This window comes from Lentzea flaviverrucosa, from assembly GCF_003350445.1.
GTDB classification, from domain to species: Bacteria; Actinomycetota; Actinomycetes; order Mycobacteriales; family Pseudonocardiaceae; genus Lentzea; species Lentzea californiensis.
In genome coordinates this window covers 85,802-102,234 of record NZ_QQAU01000001.1, presented here as the reverse complement: position 1 = coordinate 102,234, position 16,433 = coordinate 85,802, and the positions used below count along the sequence as shown (strand labels likewise).

Here is a 16,433-nt window from a genome sequence, read left to right as displayed (position 1 = left end):
TGCCCGCGTGATCTTCGGATCAGTTCTCGAGCATGCCGGGGCCGAACACCTCGTATCGGATGTCGTCGGTGTGCACGCCTCGCCGGAGAAGTCCCGCGCGCATGTCGCGCATGAACGTGATCGGCCCGCACAGGTAGGCGATGGCGTCGGGCGGCAACGGGATCGTGTTCACGTCGATGAGACCCGGTTGCCCGCCGTCACCGCCGTTCTCGTACCAGGTGAGGTGCTGGAAGCCGGCGAGACGGGCGTACTCGGCGCGATGGGCGTGCCGATCGGGCGAGGCCTCTGCGTGCACGGCCACGACCGAACGGGCAGGCTGAGCGGCGGAGAGCTGGTCGAGCATCGACAACATCGGGGTGATCCCGATGCCCGCGCTGATCAGCACCACGGGCCGGTCACCGTGGTCGAGCGTGACCTCACCGGACGGCGGGCCGACGAGCACGGTGTCGTCGGCGTGCACGTGGTCGTGCAGGAAGGTCGACACCGCGCCGTCCGGGGCGCCGTCCGCACCGCGGACTCGTCGCACGGTGATGCGGAGCTCGCCGCGGCCGGGCGCCTGCGACAGGGAGTACTGGCGCGGCTGCCGTTGCCCGTCCGGCAGGTCGACGGCGATCGACACGTACTGCCCCGGCTCGAACGCCGGAACCGGTCCGCCGTCGTCGGGCACCAGGGTGAAGGACACCGTGTCGACTGCTTCCTCGTCGCGCTTGGCGATGCGCCAGGGGCGCCACAGCACGTCGGGGGAGACGCCCGCCTTCTGGTACAGACCTGCTTCGGCGGCGATCAGCGAGACCGCGAACAGCCAGTAGACCTCGTCCCAGGCGGCCGCGACCTCCGGTGTGACGGCGTCACCGAGCACGGTGGCGACAGCGCCGATGAGGTGCTTGCCGACGATCGGGTACTGGTCGGGCCGCACTCCGAGCGAGACGTGCTTGTGGGCGATGCGCTCCGCGATCGGGCCGAACGGCGTGCCGTCGAGCAGGTGCTGGGCGTAGGCGACCACCGCGGCGGCCAGCGCGATCTGCTGCTTGCCGCTGGCCTGGTTGCCGCGGTTGAACAGGTTCAGCAGTTCCGGGTGCGCGGCGAACATCGACGGGTAGAACTCGGCGGTGATCTCGGCGGCGTGGTCGCGGACGACGGGCAAGGTCGCACGCACTACGGCAGCTGACGCAGCGGAAAGCACAAGTAGCTCCTGAGGACGAAATCCGAGGTGGAACTGACGGCGCGGTGGCGCGCGATCACCTCTTGAGCTTGCGTGATCAGGGGCAGGCGAACGCAGGTGAGAACGTCGCTTCCGAGTCGGGACCATCGTCCTGCGGGTTCACGACCGGACGGCCTTGGCGGGAACGCCCCAAGGCCGTTCCTGTGCACCACGATCCCTCACGAGGCGGGTCAACGCGGCGCCGGTGACGGCTGCCATCGTGGCCGCCGTCAGCAGGCCGCCGAGGGCACCGATGAGTGCGATGACCTCTGGTGGTTGACCTGGCTGCCACAGGGGAGTGGTGACGGCGGTGAACACCAGAAGTCCGGCTCCCCACGCGAAGGCGTTGGCCCAGATCCACCGCTGGGCGTGGGGCAGGTGGTTGCGCAGTACAAGCCACTGCGCGGTTCCCAGTGACATCAGCACACCGATGATCCCGCTGTCAGCGCGGTGGCGCCGATCCAGCTGCAGCTGTTCAGGGGCGATCGACACGGCGCAGCACCACGGCCTGCGCCGCGCCGAGCACGGCACCCTCGACCACTCCGGCGACAACGAGCAACTGCGGCGACGAGGTGGCGCGCCGGCGAGTGCGGGCGCTGGGAAGCCCGCGAACTCTCCCGCTGTCGTCCAGCGAAACCCCGAGCTCTCGGCGCTGCCAGCGGCTTGGAGTGCAGGGCCCAAGGTCCTCGAAATCAGTGCTGTGCCAACGGGACCACCGCGACCGGGCAGTGCGCGTGGTGGATCAGTGCCTGACTGGTCGATCCCAGCAGCAGGCCGCGGAAGCCGCCGCGTCCTCGGGTGCCGACGACGACCAACTGGGCCTTCGCGGACTGCTCGACCAGGGTGTGCGCCGGCCGGTCGCGGGTGAGCGACCGGTGCACGGGCACGTCGGGGTACTTGGTCGTGCAGGTGGTCAGCTGTTCGGCCAGCAGCCGTTGCTCCGCGGCCTCGATCGACGCGAGGTTCGTCGCGGTCAGCCCTCGCTGCCAGGCGGTATCGGCGGTGAGGTCCCACCAGGTGCGCACCGCGTGCACGGCGACACCGCGCAGTGCGGCTGCTTCGAACGCGAAGGCCAGGGCAGCATCGCTGGAGGGCGATCCGTCCAGACCCACCACCACCGGCGCGTCGCGGTCCGGAACTGCATCAGGGGACGGTTCGCGCACGACGATGGTCGGGCACAACGCGTGGGTTGTGACCGCCACCGCGACGGAACCGACGAGCAGACCGGTGAACCCGCCCAGACCACGGGAACCCAGCACCACCAGTTGGGTCGACGCCGATCGGCCGATGAGCTGCTCAGCCGCGCCGCCGCTGGTCAGCTCGGTGGTCACCTCGACCTCCGGAGCCGCCTCCTTCGCCACGGCGGTGGCCTCGGCGAGCAGCACCCTGCCGTGGTCGAACATCGCATCGGCAAAGGCCTCCGACGAAGGGGCCACATGCGGCGCGTGGACCGGGACCACCATGCAGGAATGCATGATCACGAGGCTCGTGCCACGCCTGGCGGCCTCCTCCGCGGCCCAGCGCACCGCGTGCGACGCCGATGTCGATCCGTCCACTCCCACGACCACCGGCCTGCTCGTCCCAGTCATCGTTTCCTCCGTTCGTTCGAGTTCAACAGTGCGCGGGTCTGCGTGGCGATCTCGACGTCTTCTCGTGCCTCGACGACCCACACCTCCACTGCCGAGGCGTCGCGACTGACGCGGTTGTCCGCCACCACGTCCGCGTTGCGGCCGGTGTCGAGGTCGATGCCGAGGAACGCGAGCCCGGCCGCGGTGTCCGCCCGGAGCGCGGCGTCGTGTTCGCCCACTCCGCCGGTGAAGACGAGCACGTCGATTCCGCCGAGGGAGGCCGTCATCGCGGCGATGCCCTGCCGCAACCGGTGGAGGTGGACCTGCAGCGCGAGCACAGCGCGTTGGTCGCCGTTGTTCGCGGCTTTGCGCACGTCACGGAGGTCACCGCCGACCTCGGACAGGCCGGCCAGCCCGGAGTGGTGTTCGAGGCCGTCCTCCAGGTCGTCCAGTGTCAGGCCGGCCCGTTGCAGCCACACCAGCAGGCCGGGGTCGACGTCGCCGCTGCGGGTGGCCATCACCAGGCCGGCCAGCGGGGTGAAGCCCATCGTCGTGTCGACCGAACGTCCGTCGGCGACAGCGGCGAGGGATGCCCCGGAGCCGAGGTGGCAGCTCACCACGCGAGCACCGGGCCTGGCCGCGAGTTCGGTCGCCCGGCGAGAGGCGTAGGCATGGGACAGGCCGTGGAACCCGAACCTGCGCAGGTCCCACCTGCGCCGCCACGCCGCGGGCACGGCGTAGGTCGTGGCGGCCGCGGACATCGTGGTGTGGAAGGCGGTGTCGAAGCAGGCGACCTGCGCCACGTCGGGCAGCAGTCGCCGGGCCGCGTCGACGCCGGCGAGAGCGCGGGGCTGGTGCAGCGGCGCCAGGCCGGTGAGCGCCTCGATTCCGGCGCGCACGTCGTCGTCGATGGCGGTGGCGCAGGCGAACTCGGAACCGCCGTGCACGACGCGGTGCCCGACGGCGTCCACGGTCGGCGCGTCGCTCAGGAAGTCCTTCAGCGGGCCGGTTTGATCGCCTCCTGACCAGCGTTCGACCTGGGTCTCGGCGAGAACGATGTCGTCCTCGTCGAGGACGCCGAGCTTCAGGCTGGAGGAGCCCGCGTTCACCACGAGAACGTTCACTGCCAGGTCCACTCGCGGATCTCGGGCAGGTCCTCGCCGTGTTCGCGGATCCAGTGGTGGTGGCGGGTGCGCTGGTCCTGCATGAGCTGGCGCAGCCGCGCTGCCTTCGGACCGAGCCCCGCGACCCGGTCGACCACGTCGATGACGAGCCGGTACCGGTCCATGTCGTTGAGCACCAGCATGTCGAACGGCGTGGTGGTCGTGCCTTCTTCCTTGTAGCCGCGGACGTGCAGGTTGTGGTGGTTGGTGCGCCGGTAGGTCAGCCGGTGGATCAACCAGGGGTAGCCGTGGTAGGCGAAGATCACCGGCTTGTCGGCGGTGAACAGGGCGTCGAACTCGCGGTCCGGCATGCCGTGCGGGTGCTCGGTGTCGGGCTGCAGCCGCATCAGGTCCACGACGTTCACGACGCGCACTCGCAGCGACGGAAGGTGTTCGCGCAGAAGTTGTGTCGCGGCCAGCACCTCGACGGTCGGGGCGTCACCCGCGCAGGCCATCACGACGTCCGGCTCCTCGATGCTGTCGTCGTTGCTCGCCCACTCCCAGATTCCGGCGCCACGGGTGCAGTGCAGGATCGCCTCGTCGATCGAAAGCCAGTCCGGTGTCTCGTTCTTGCCGGCCACGATGACGTTGACGTAGTCCTTGCTGCGCAGGCAGTGGTCCGCGACGGAGAGCAGCGTGTTGGTGTCCGGCGGCAGGTAGACGCGGACGACCTCGGCCTTCTTGTTCATCACGTGGTCGATGAAGCCGGGGTCCTGGTGGGAGAAGCCGTTGTGGTCCTGGCGCCAGACGTGCGAGCTGAGCAGGTAGTTCAGCGACGCGACGGGCCTGCGCCACTCCAGCTTCTTGTGCGTCTTGAGCCACTTGGCGTGCTGGTTGAACATCGAGTCGATGATGTGGATGAACGCCTCGTAGCAGTTGAACAGGCCGTGCCTGCCGGTCAGCAGGTAACCCTCGAGCATGCCCTGGCACAGGTGCTCGGACAGCACCTCCACGACGCGGCCGTCGTGCACCAGGTGCTCGTCGACCGGCAACGTCTCGGCCTGCCACTGCTTTCCGGTCACGTCGTACACGGCGTCGAGCCTGTTGGACGCCGTCTCGTCCGGACCGAAGATCCGGAACGAGCGCGCGCCGGCGTTGAGCGTGACGACATCGCGCAGCATCCGGCCGAGCACCCTGGTCGGTTCGGAGTGCGTGGTGCCGTGCTTGACGACCTCGGCGGCATGCGCGCGGATCCCGGGCATCTTCAGCTCGCGCAACAGCAACCCGCCGTTGGCGTGCGGCGTGGCACCCATTCGGCGAGTGCCGTCCGGGACCAGGGCCGCGAGCTCAGGCCGCGGTGCTCCGCGGTCGTCGAAGAGCTCGGCCGGCCGGTAGCCGCGCAACCACTCCTCCAGTTGCCGCAGGTGCCCGGGATTGTCCCGCACGCCCGCCAACGGGACCTGGTGCGCGCGCCAGGTGTTCTCGACCTGCTTGCCGTCCACTTCGGACGGACCGGTCCAGCCCTTGGGGCTGCGCAACACGATCATCGGCCACGTCGGCCGGTCCTGCGAGCCCTTGATCCGCGCGATCTCGTCGACGACCTGGTCGAGCACCTCGGCCATCCGGGCGTGCATCGCCTGCGGCTCATGGCCTTCCACGTAGTACGGCGCATAGCCGTAGCCGCGCAGCAACGCGTCCAGCTCGTCGTGCGGGATCCGCGCCAGCAGGCTCGGGTTGGCGATCTTGTAGCCGTTGAGGTGCAGGATCGGCAGCACCGCGCCGTCGGTCCGCGGGTTGAGGAACTTGCCCGCGTGCCAGCTGGTCGCGAGCGGTCCCGTCTCCGCCTCACCGTCACCGACCACGCAGGCCACGATCAGGTCGGGGTTGTCGAACGCCGCGCCGAACGCGTGCGCGAGCGAGTACCCCAGCTCGCCGCCCTCGTGGATGGAGCCGGGGACTTCGGGCGCCACGTGGCTCGGCACGCCGCCGGGGAAGGAGAACTGCCGGAACAGCCTGCGCATGCCCTCGGCGTCGCGCGGCACGTCCGGATAGGTCTCGCTGTAGGTGCCTTCCAGCCAGGTGTTGGCCAGCAGTGCGGGGCCGCCGTGGCCGGGGCCCGTCACGAACATCATGTCGAGGTCGCGCTCCCGGATGATCCGGTTGAGGTGCGCGTAGACGAAGTTGAGGCCAGGCGTGGTGCCCCAGTGGCCCAGCAGGCGGGGTTTGATGTGTTCCGCTGTCAGCGGTTCGGTCAGCAGCGGGTTGTCCATCAGGTAGATCTGGCCTGCCGACAGGTAGTTGGCGGCTCGCCAGTACGCGTCGACGAGCTCCAGGTCGGCGTTCGGCATCTCGCGCTCCTCACTCGGTTCGTTGCGTTCCACGCTGCCGTCAGGATCGATCACGGAACAGGGCGCGCGGTCCGGTGCGAGCGGGACCGAGGTCCCGCCGAACCCGGCACTTCAGGCCCTGGCCGCGCCACGCGGCGCAGGTCGGTGTGGTGGCACAGAGGGACTCCGCACACCGTGTACCCGAACCTCAGTCTCGTAAGCCTGTGAACGGGTTCAGGCACGGGTGTCTTCTCCAAAAGCGATGAACCGCAACAGCATGACGATCTGCGCCAGTAGTGCGATGGACACGATGACGATGATCGAGACGAGTGTCAGGCGCACGATGGTGGCCCAGTCGGTGGCCGGGTCCGCGAAGGTGAACGGGAACACCTGGGCCGTCCGGACCAGTGCCACCAGCCCTGCGGCGGTGCTGACCACGTCGCCCACCGCGGTGAGCGGGCGCCGGGGCCGGACCAGGCAAAGCAGGTTGACGACGAGTGCGACGGCCAGCGCGACGTCCACCACGACGACCACTGCGGCTGCCGCTTCGGTCAGCACCGGTACGGCTCGCCAGCCCGGTGACAGGTTGATCAACAGCAACAGTGCGATGTCGGCCAGGGCGCCGGCGAGGTAGCTGCCGCGACGCGCGGTCGTGCGAGAACTGGTTCGTGCCGTGCTGGTCACGGTGACCTCCGGTAGTTGAGACCCACTTCCTCGATTGCCGCACGCGCCGCGCGACCCACACCCCGGCGTGCGGCACACGCCATCGGCTGACACCCCGGATTCCCCTCGCCTGTGCGAAGCACCGGAGCCGTATCAGCGCACCGGCACGCCGAGGTCAGCGAACTGGCCGCGAACCCGCTGTACGAGCGCGGCGTCGGGCGTGGGGACGTTCTCCAGGGGGAACGGGATGCCGAGTGCGGCGTACTTGGGTGCGCCGAGCTTGTGGAACGGCAGCACCTCCACGCGTTCGACCGCGTCCAGCGTGCTGACGAACGACGCGATGCCCTCGACGTTGTCCACGGCGTCGGTGTGACCGGGTACGAGCACGAACCGGATCCACGTCGGCTTGCGCAGCGCGGACAACCGGCGGGCGAACTCCAGCGTCGGCGTGACCTCGCCGCCGGTGACGTGCCGGTAGGTGACCGGGTCCCAGGACTTGATGTCCAGCAGGACCAGGTCGGTGTCGGCCAGCAGCTCGTCCGACGCCCGCGCGCCCAGGAAGCCGGACGTGTCGAGCGCCGTGTGCAGACCCAGCTGCTTGGCGCGGTGGAAGACTTCGGCGGTGAAGCCGGGCTGCAGCAACGGTTCTCCGCCACTGATCGTCAGCCCACCGCCGGCGACGTCGATGAACCGCTGGTACTTGACGACTTCGGTCATGACCTCGTCGACGGTCATCCGCCGGCCGTCGCGCATGTGCCAGGTGTCCGGGTTGTGGCAGTACAGGCACCGCAGCGGGCACCCGCTCACGAAGAGCACGAAGCGGGTGCCCGGTCCGTCGACCGCGGTGGCGATGTCCCACGAGTGGACTGATCCGGTGGTCACAGCGACTCGTGGAAGGTGCGGTTGATGACGTCGCGTTGCTGCTCGGGCGTGAGCCGGACGAAGTTCACCGCGTAACCGGAGACGCGGATCGTCAGCTGCGGGTGGTTCTCCGGGTGTGCCATGGCGTCGAGCAGCGTCTCTCGGTTGAGCACGTTGGCGTTGAGGTGGAACCCGCCGGCGTCGGTGTAGGCGTCGAGCACGCCGGCGAGATTGGTCACCTGCTCGTCCTCGGTACGGCCGAGGCCTGCCGGGGTGATGCTCGCGGTCAGCGAGATGCCGTCCTGTGCCTGGTCGTAGGGCAGTTTCGCCACCGACAGCGCCGCGGCGACGAGCCCGTGCCGGTCGCGGCCGTTCATCGGGTTGGCGCCGGGTGCGAACGGTTCGCCCGCGCGGCGGCCGTCCGGGGTGTTGCCGGTGTGCTTGCCGTAGACGACGTTCGAGGTGATGGTGAGCACCGACTGGGAGTGCACGGCTCCGCGGTGCGCGGGGTACTGCCGCACCTTGCGCATGAAGTCTTCCACCAGCTCGACGGCGATCGCGTCGGCGCGGTCGTCGTTGTTGCCGTACTTCGGGAAGTCGCCCTCGATGACGTAGTCGACCGCGAGGCCGGTCTCATCGCGGATCACGCGCACACGGGCGTGCTTGATCGCGGACAGGCTGTCCGCCACCACCGACAGGCCGGCGATGCCGCAGCCGAGCAGGCGCTGGACCGGGTGGTCGTGCAGGGCCATCTCGATGCGTTCGTAGGCGTACTTGTCGTGCATGTAGTGGATGATGTTGAGCGCCTCGACGTAGGTCTTCGCGAGCCAGTCGGTCATCCGGTCCAGCGCTACCCGAACCTCCTCGTGGTCGAGGTGCTCGGAGGTGATCGCCGGGAACTCCGGCGCCACCTGCACGCCGCTGACCTCGTCCCGGCCGCCGTTGATCGCGTAGAGCAGTGCCTTGGCGAGGTTGACCCGTGCGCCGAACAGCTGCATCTGCTCACCGACCTTCATGGCCGACACGCAGCAAGCGATCGCCGTGTCGTCGCTGAACCTCGGCCGGATGAGGTCGTCGTTCTCGTACTGGATCGAGCTGGTGTCGATCGAGACCTTCGCGCAGAACCGCTTGAAGCCTTCTGGCAGGCGCGGTGACCACAGCACGGTCAGGTTCGGCTCCGGTGCGGGACCGAGGTTGTAGAGCGTCTGCAGGAACCGGAAGCTCGTCCGCGTGACCAACGGGCGTCCGTCGTCGCCCATGCCACCGATGGACTCCGTGACCCAGGTCGGGTCGCCGGAGAACAGCTGGTCGTACTCCGGGGTGCGCAGGAACCGCACGATCCGCAGCTTGATGACCAGGTCGTCGACGAGCTCCTGCGCCTCGCGTTCGGTGATAAGGCCCTCGTCGAGGTCGCGTTGCAGGTACACGTCCAGGAAGGTGGACGTGCGGCCCAGCGACATCGCGGCACCGTTCTGCTCCTTGACCGCGGCGAGGTAGGCGAAGTACAGCCACTGCACGGCCTCACGGCCGTTGCGGGCCGGTCCGGAGATGTCGTGACCGTAGGACGCGGCCATGACGCGCAGTTCCCCGAGTGCCCGGATCTGCTCGGCGAGTTCCTCGCGGTCCCCGATGACGTCCTCCGTGGACACCACCTCGTCCAGCGCCGCCCGTTCGGCCTTCTTCGCCGCGACGAGGCGGTCCACGCCGTAGAGCGGAACCCGCCGGTAGTCTCCGATGATCCGGCCTCGCCCGTAGGCGTCCGGCAGGCCGGTGATGATGCCCGCCTTGCGGGCACGCAGGATCTCGGCGGTGTAGGCGTCGAACACGCCGTCGTTGTGCGTCTTGCGGTACTTGGTGAAGATCTCCCGGACGTTCGGATCGAGCTTGTAGCCATAGGTCGCGAGGCTCGTCTCGACCAGCCGCAGGCCGCCGGTGGGCATGATCGCCCGCTTGAGCGGCCCGTCGGTCTGCAACCCCACGATGATCTCGTGCTCGCGGTCGATGTAGCCGGGAGCGTGCGCGGTGATCGACGATGGAGTGTTCGGGTCGGCATCGTAGATCCCGCGAGCGCGCTCTTCGACGAACATCTCCGTCAGCCGGTGCCACAACGCGGTCGTGCGCGGCGTCGGACCGGAGAGGAACGTCGCGTCTCCGTCGTACGGCGTGTAGTTGGCCTGGATGAAGCCGCGCACGTCGATCTCGCCGGTGGTCGTGCGCTCGGCGGTGGCGGTCATCGGGTCAGCACCACCTTGAGCGCGCCCGTGTCGCCGGCGTTCTCGAACACCTCGTACGCCTGCTCCATCTCGTCGAGCGCGAACCGGTGCGTGATGAACCGCTCGCCGTCGATCCGGCCCGCCGCGACCATCCGCAGCAGTGTGGGCGTCGAGCTGGTGTCGACCAGGCCGGTGGTGATGGTGACGTTGCGGATCCAGAGGCTTTCCAGGTGCAGGGTGGCGGGCTTGCCGTGCACGCCGACGTTGGCGACGTGTCCGCCGGGACGCACGAGCTTCGTGCACAGCTCGAAGGTCTCCGGCACGCCGACCGCCTCGATCGCGACGTGCGCGCCAAGCCCTCCGGTCAGCTCACCGACGACGCGTTGTGCCTCTTCGGCGGTGGTCGCGGTGATGTCCGCGCCGAACTGGTTCGCGGCGTCGAGCCGGGAGGCCGCCAGGTCGACCGCGACGATGTGACCGGGGCTGTAGAGCTGCGCGGTCTGGATCGCGGCCAGCCCGATCGGCCCCGCACCCACGACCACCACGGTGTCAGCGGGCTTGATCCGTCCATTCAGGACGCCGACCTCGTAGGAGGTGGGCAGGATGTCCGCCAGCACGACCGCGGCGGTGTCCGTGACGTCATCGGGCAACAGGTGCGTGGAGGTGTCGGCGAACGGCACGCGCACGTACTCGGCCTGCACGCCATCGGTCGTGTGGCCGAGGATCCAGCCACCGCCACCGAGGCACTGGCCGTAGCTGCCGACGCGGCAGTACTCGCAGCGGCCGCAGGAGGTGATGCACGAGATGAGCACCCGGTCGCCCGGCTTCACACCGGTGACCGAAGCGCCGACCTGCTCCACGACGCCGACCGCCTCGTGGCCGAGGATGCGACCCGGCTCGACTTCGGGCACGTCGCCCTTGAGGATGTGCAGATCCGTGCCGCAGATGGTGACCGCGGTGACCCGGACGACCGCGTCGGTGGGATCCTTGATCTCCGGCTTGGGAACGTCTTCCCACGCGCGCTTGCCAGGACCGTGGTAGACCAGCGCCTTCATCGAATTCCTCCTCATGGCTTCGTCAGTCCCCAGACTTCTCGCCTCGGCAGGTGCCGCGCAGAGCCCGTGGTCCCCGGTGCTGGAGGACCTAAGGACCTCCTGCCGCCTCGTGCGGCAGACCTACCGTCGAGGTATGAAGCACGCACTTGTCGTGTACGAGTCGATGTTCGGCAACACCGAGGAAATCGCCGAAGCCGTCGCCGAAGGACTACGGGGCTCCATGACGGTCGAGGTCGTCGAGGTCAGTTCGGCCCCGGTGGAGCTGAGCGACGAGGTCGGTCTGCTCGTGGTCGGAGGTCCGACGCACGCGTTCAGCATGAGCAGGCCGAACACCCGCGCCGACGCCGCCACCAAGGGCGCCGACAAGCAGGCGGCCGCGGCGGCAGGACTGCGGGAATGGGTCGAGCAGATCGGCAAGGGGGCGGCACACCCGCCGGTCGCCGCGTTCGACACGAAGGTCAAGCGGCCGAGGCTGCCCGGTTCCGCTGCCCGTGCCGCGCTCACCCGACTGCGGCGCGCCCACTTCCCGGTGCTCACCTCGGCGGAGAACTTCTACGTCGACGGCACCGCGGGCCCGCTGCTCGAAGGCGAACTCGACCGGGCCAGGAACTGGGGTGCCCAGTGCGCGGCGGAGCTGAGCTGAGCCGGCACACGACCACGGTGATCGCGGGCGGTGGCGTGAGCGGGTTGAGCCTCGCCGCCCACCTCGCGGTGGCCGATCACCGGCACCCGGTGGTGGTCGTCGATGACGGCTCGCATCCGTTGGACGACAGGACCTGGGCGTCCTGGAGCGACCGGCCCGGCTTGCTGGACGCGGCCGCGTCGCGATGGTTCGAGCGGATCCGCGTGCACGTGAACGGCCGCACGACCGTGATACCGCTGGGACGTTACCGGTACCGCGTGGTTCGCGGAAGTGATCTGCGATCGGTTGTGCGGCGGTACACCGATCCCTTGCCGCACTTCACCTTTCATCGCGGTCACGTGGATCGGGCCGACCAGGACGGGGTCGTGGTCGATGGCGATCACGTGCGGGCCCGGTGGGTGTTCGACAGCGTGATCGGTCCCGAAGTGCCGCCACCTTCGGAGGCACAGCTCGGCTTCCGCGGCTGGTACGTGCGCAGTGAACGGGCGGCGTTCGACGCGGAGACACCGACGTTCTTCGACTTCCGCACGTCACAGGATCACGGTGCCTCCTTCGTCTACGTGCTGCCTTTCGACGCGCACCACGCGCTCGTCGAACACACCTCCTTCACCGCGTCGGGCGCTCTGGAGATTCCTCGCGTGCAACAGGAAGCGCTCACCGAGTACTTGACCGAAGTCGTGTGCACCGGCGGCCACGAGGTCGAACGCGAGGAGCACGCCGTGCTGCCCCTGCACGCCGCACAGGCACAGCGCCGGAGAGGGAACGTACTGACCATCGGTACCAGGGGAGGGTTGCTCAAGGCCTCCACCGGGTTCGGATACCAGCGGATCCAACGCGACAGCGAGGCGATCGCGAAGTCGTTGCGCCGCAACGGCCATCCCTTCGACCTGCCGGAGCCGTCCGGGCGTTTCCGGATGTTCGACGCGGTGCTGCTGGACGTGGTCACCCGCGAGTCCGCACAGCTCGAGCGAGCCTTCGGCGCGTTGTTCCGGTATCGGACCGCGGAACCGGCCCTGCGTTTCCTGGACGAGGCGACGACACCGCCACAGGAGTGGAAGTTGTTCGCCGGCATGCCCGCGCCGGTCTACCTCGCCGCAGCGGGGCGCCGTCTCAGTTCCTGACACCGCTGGTTTCGGCGGAAGTGGAGCCGAGCCTGCGGATCGGCGAGGGTCACCCGGATCTCGGAGGAGTACGGCACTCAGGTTTCGAGGCGAACCGGTCGGCGAGGAGCGGGGATGGTGATGTGGCCGTGGTTCGCCTCCAGAACCGGTTGGTGCACCACGAGAACAGGGCACGGCGCGTGAAGGAGCGCGGCTCTGGTGACGGTGCCGCTCTCGTGCGTGTCACCGGAACCGACGACGATCAGGTCGGTGTCGGTGCACCGCGCGATCGCCTCGTGCGGTTGTGCGCGGACGAGCACGGCGTGGTGCCGGATTCCGCCGAGGGCGGCGGCAGCGCGCGCGAGCACGTACGTGTGGTCCGTGTCCACGCCGCACCCGGCCGGGGGCTCTGGTGCGGCGTGGAGGACCCGCAGCGCCGCGTTCCGTCGCCGGGCGAAGCCGGCGGCGTGACGCAGCACTCGTCCATCACCGGGACCACCGCTGACCAGCGCCGTGACGTGGCGGTGCCGGGCGTCGACGGCAGCGGGCGTCCCGCGTACGACGACCGTGTCGCAGCGCGTCGCGGCCAGCAGTGGCAGGACGTGGCCACCCAGACCCAGCGCCGAGTTCCCCGGACCCCGGTAGCCGACGACCACGAGCTGCGCGCGGAAGTCGTCCTGCGGGCGGTGGATCTCGAGGCCTGTGCCGACGAGCTGGGCGTAGGCGGCGGCCCACCGCAGCACGGGCTCGTCACGTCTGGCGCCGTCTTGGATGATCACGACTGGTTCCATGTGTCGACAATGGTTCGTCGCGTCCACCTGGAGCAGGGCGAGAAGTGCCGGCCGCTCCAGGACCAAAGTCCCGTCATGACCCGGCGCCCTGGCGGGACGCGTGCTCGTCGGAGTCGAGCAGCAGCTCGGCGACGGGTCGGCGTGGTGTGGCCGGCACCGGTGTGCTGAATCCCATCCGCAGCACTGTCTGAGGCACGAGCAGGCCGCCGAGCGCGCGCCGCAGGTCGTCGCGAACCCGCTTGACCTCGACCGGCTGGGACAGGAACGACGCGGACAGCCCGTGCGTGGTCGCGGTGAGCAGAACGCGTTGCATCGCCTGGCCCGCCTGCAGGTCACCGAGCGGTCCGTCGTAGTACGAGCACAGGACCATGACGAGCGGGTCGGACTCGTAGTCCTTGCCGGGGTGGCGTTCGGGGCCTTGGAAGTCGCGGAACACCCACTCGTCCTGCATCTCGGGACGCACGCCCGCCGATGCAGGTGGCACGCCGTCTGTCGCGCCCGGACGATGGCCGGTGAACGCCGCGAGCTCCGCCTGCACGCCTTCGTCGCCGAGCTGGATCTGGTGTGCCTGCTGGACGAACCGCTTGAGCTGGGCGCGGTTCTCCGGCGTCGTCACGAGGTGCAGCCAGGACCGTTCCAGTTCGGCCGCGCGAACCAGCGCATGGCGCTGGCGAGGGTCGATGGTCCCTTCGAGGAACGGCTTGCGATTGGTGCGACGGCGTGGCACTGCTGCGAGCAGGGCACGGCTCTCGTCGTCGATCTTGAATGCGCCGTTGCGGCGGACCACGGCGAACGCGCCAGGGGAGTCGTGACCGGGCAGCATCGACACCAGTGGACGCACACCCATGCTCTGCAGTGCCAGCCGCAGGTTGAACAGCGCCGCACCGCAGGACAGCCGCAGTTCACGGTCTTCCGGGTCGGTCGCCGCCAGCTTGCGGCTCGGGTCGGGGTGCAGCTCGATGCGGTCGCGTCGGACGCGGAACCGCCAGGGCTGGGTGTTGTGCACGGACGGAGCGAGCGAGGCAGTCGTGAGCGCGCTCTCGATCTGTTCGGGTCCCAGCCCCAGAGCCGCCACCACTTGAGCCATGTCCTTCACCCCATCGTGTTGCCTTGTGAAACGTCCTGTGCCTCCTACTCTCTGTGCCGCCACCGGCCGGACCCACCATCGAAGGTCCCGACCTGACCGGGACCGCTTGGCGTCGCCGCGAGGTCGTGAAAGGCTTGATCCATGGCCGGACCCGAGGAGAAACCGTCACGCAGCTTGCTCGGCGGGCTGCGCCTGGACGATCTGCTCGACGAGATGCGCGACCGGCTCGCCGAGATCGGGTCGACCAGGGACAAGATGCAGAGCCTGCTCGACGCCGTCCTCGCGGTCGGTGCCGGTCTGGAGCTGGACTCCACCCTGCAGCGCATCGTGCAGGCGGCCGTCGAGCTCGTCGGCGCCCGCTACGGCGCGCTGGGCGTGCTCGGCGTGCGGCACAACCTCTCGCAGTTCGTCCACGTCGGCATCGACCCCGAGACCCGCGCGTACATGGGGCACCTGCCTGAGGGCAAAGGCCTGCTAGGTCTGCTGATCAAGGATCCGAGGGCGATCCGGTTGCACGACCTGTCCGAGCACGCGGCGTCAGTCGGCTTTCCCGCCAACCACCCGCCGATGCACAGCTTCCTCGGCGTTCCGGTGCGGGTGCGTGACGAGGTGTTCGGGAACCTCTACATGACCGAGAAGCTGGGTGGTGGTGACTTCACCGCCGACGACGAGGTCGTGCTGGAGGCCCTGGCCGCCGCAGCGGGCGTCGCGGTGGAGAACGCCCGCCTGTTCGAACGCTCGCGCATGCGGGAGCGGTGGCTGGAGGCGACCGCGGAGATCAACGCCCAGCTGCTGGCGGGGGCGACCGCCGAGGACGCGCTGCGGCTGATCGCGCAGCGGGCCGTCGAGCTGGCATCGGCCTCGTGGGCGACGGTGCTCCTGCTCGACGGAAGCGAGCTCCGCAAGGCGGCGCAGGCTGGAAGCGAGACCGCGCCTGACACCTTCGCCGCCGACGCGCCGGTGCTCGCGCAGGTGCTGGAGACCGCCGCTCCGGCGCTGATCGAGGACGCGGACGGCCAACTCGGCGACCTGCCTGCTCAGGCCGGTGCCGCGGTGGTGCTGCCGCTGCGGGCCGGCACCACCGTGACCGGTGTCCTGCTCGCCGTCCGCGACAAGGACGCCGCGCCGTTCGGTGCGGATCTGATGCCGCTGCTGGCGTCGTTCGCCGACCAGGCCGTGGTCGCGATCGAGTTCGCCGAGAACCAGAGCGCCAGACGCCTGGTCGACGTGCTGGAGGACCGCGACCGCATCGCCCGCGACCTGCACGATCACGTGATCCAGCGGTTGTTCGCGACCGGTATGAGCTTGCAGGGCGCGTTGACGTGGGTGACCCACCCGGAGGTCCGCAGGCGGGTGACGAAGGCGGTGAACCAGCTCGACCAGACCGTCCTGGAGATCCGCACGTCGATCTTCGACCTGCAGGGGGACTCCGGTGACACCGGTCTGCGGCGCAGGCTGCTGAACATCGTCGCCGAGATCACCGAGGACGCCGAGGTGAGCCCTGCGATCCGGATGTCGGGCACCATCGACAGCCTCGTGCCCGACTACATCGGGGAGCACGCCGAGGCGGTCGTTCGCGAGACCGTGAGCAACGCGCTGCGCCACGCGCACGCCACGGAGCTGACGCTCACCGTCGAGGCCGGCGACGCGTTGATCATCACCATGGTCGACAACGGCCTGGGCATGCCGCCCGATGTCGCGCGCAGCGGTCTGCGCAACCTCGAACAGCGCGCGGCCGAGTTGAACGGAGGACTCACCGTCGGCGAGGAACCCGGTGGTGGCACGCGGGTGACGTGGCGGGTCCCGCTGGACTAGCCGGTC

The 16,433-nt window shown here is 69.3% G+C and carries 14 protein-coding genes; 3 read left to right on the top strand and 11 right to left on the bottom strand.

Annotated elements, in window-relative coordinates:
- Positions 1–19 precede the first annotated feature (19 nt).
- The 9 genes from DFR72_RS00555 to DFR72_RS00515 all read right to left on the bottom strand — a co-directional run bounded on the left by DFR72_RS00555 (position 20) and on the right by DFR72_RS00515 (position 10,991).
- On the bottom strand, positions 20–1,183 hold the full coding sequence (locus DFR72_RS00555) for a globin domain-containing protein (protein WP_090072913.1): 1,164 nt from the start codon (positions 1,181–1,183) through the stop codon (positions 20–22).
- 138 nt (positions 1,184–1,321) lie between these two features.
- On the bottom strand, positions 1,322–1,693 hold the full coding sequence (locus DFR72_RS46135; RefSeq protein WP_090072915.1) for a hypothetical protein: 372 nt from the start codon (positions 1,691–1,693) through the stop codon (positions 1,322–1,324).
- Positions 1,694–1,893: 200 nt separating this feature from the next.
- Positions 1,894–2,790 carry a universal stress protein gene (locus DFR72_RS00545; protein WP_090072917.1) on the bottom strand — a complete coding sequence of 299 codons (897 nt, stop codon included), beginning with the start codon at positions 2,788–2,790 and terminating at the stop codon, positions 1,894–1,896.
- On the bottom strand, positions 2,787–3,893 hold the full coding sequence (locus DFR72_RS00540; RefSeq protein ID WP_090073110.1) for an acetate/propionate family kinase: 1,107 nt from the start codon (positions 3,891–3,893) through the stop codon (positions 2,787–2,789). Before DFR72_RS00540 ends, DFR72_RS00545 begins: the two co-directional genes overlap by 4 nt.
- Positions 3,890–6,220, bottom strand: a complete 2,331-nt coding sequence (locus DFR72_RS00535) for a phosphoketolase family protein (protein WP_090073108.1) — start codon at positions 6,218–6,220, stop codon at positions 3,890–3,892. Before DFR72_RS00535 ends, DFR72_RS00540 begins: the two co-directional genes overlap by 4 nt.
- A gap of 213 nt (positions 6,221–6,433) precedes the next feature.
- Entirely contained in the window at positions 6,434–6,883 is a 450-nt protein-coding gene (locus DFR72_RS00530) for a hypothetical protein (RefSeq protein ID WP_090072919.1), read from the bottom strand.
- Positions 6,884–7,015: 132 nt separating this feature from the next.
- Complete coding sequence (gene pflA, locus DFR72_RS00525; RefSeq protein ID WP_090072921.1) at positions 7,016–7,744, bottom strand: pyruvate formate-lyase-activating protein; 729 nt, start codon at positions 7,742–7,744, stop codon at positions 7,016–7,018.
- A complete protein-coding gene (pflB, locus tag DFR72_RS00520; RefSeq protein WP_090072922.1) occupies positions 7,741–9,957 on the bottom strand; it encodes a formate C-acetyltransferase in 2,217 nt (738 codons plus the stop codon). The genes pflA and pflB overlap by 4 nt, the downstream gene beginning before the upstream one ends.
- Entirely contained in the window at positions 9,954–10,991 is a 1,038-nt protein-coding gene (locus tag DFR72_RS00515) for a zinc-dependent alcohol dehydrogenase family protein (RefSeq protein WP_090072925.1), read from the bottom strand. Before DFR72_RS00515 ends, pflB begins: the two co-directional genes overlap by 4 nt.
- A 133-nt stretch (positions 10,992–11,124) precedes the next feature.
- Between DFR72_RS00515 and DFR72_RS00510 the strand changes: the two genes are divergently transcribed.
- Both DFR72_RS00510 and DFR72_RS00505 read left to right on the top strand, forming a co-directional pair.
- Positions 11,125–11,634: a flavodoxin family protein gene (locus DFR72_RS00510; protein WP_090072927.1), complete on the top strand. Its 510-nt coding sequence runs from the start codon at positions 11,125–11,127 to the stop codon at positions 11,632–11,634.
- Positions 11,613–12,755, top strand: coding sequence for a lycopene cyclase family protein (locus DFR72_RS00505; protein ID WP_245982383.1), 1,143 nt, complete (start codon positions 11,613–11,615; stop codon positions 12,753–12,755). The genes DFR72_RS00510 and DFR72_RS00505 overlap by 22 nt, the downstream gene beginning before the upstream one ends.
- A gap of 77 nt (positions 12,756–12,832) precedes the next feature.
- Here DFR72_RS00505 and DFR72_RS00500 read toward each other — a convergent pair whose 3' ends face one another.
- Together DFR72_RS00500 and DFR72_RS00495 are read right to left on the bottom strand one after the other, a co-directional pair.
- The gene (locus DFR72_RS00500; RefSeq protein WP_090072930.1) at positions 12,833–13,525 is read right to left on the bottom strand and encodes a universal stress protein; all 693 of its coding nucleotides are present in this window, start codon (positions 13,523–13,525) and stop codon (positions 12,833–12,835) included.
- 73 nt (positions 13,526–13,598) lie between these two features.
- Positions 13,599–14,612: an Acg family FMN-binding oxidoreductase gene (locus DFR72_RS00495; RefSeq protein WP_090073119.1), complete on the bottom strand. Its 1,014-nt coding sequence runs from the start codon at positions 14,610–14,612 to the stop codon at positions 13,599–13,601.
- A gap of 141 nt (positions 14,613–14,753) precedes the next feature.
- Between DFR72_RS00495 and DFR72_RS00490 the strand changes: the two genes are divergently transcribed.
- The gene (locus DFR72_RS00490) at positions 14,754–16,427 is read left to right on the top strand and encodes a sensor histidine kinase (protein WP_090072932.1); all 1,674 of its coding nucleotides are present in this window, start codon (positions 14,754–14,756) and stop codon (positions 16,425–16,427) included.
- The last annotated feature ends 6 nt before the right edge of the window (positions 16,428–16,433 follow it).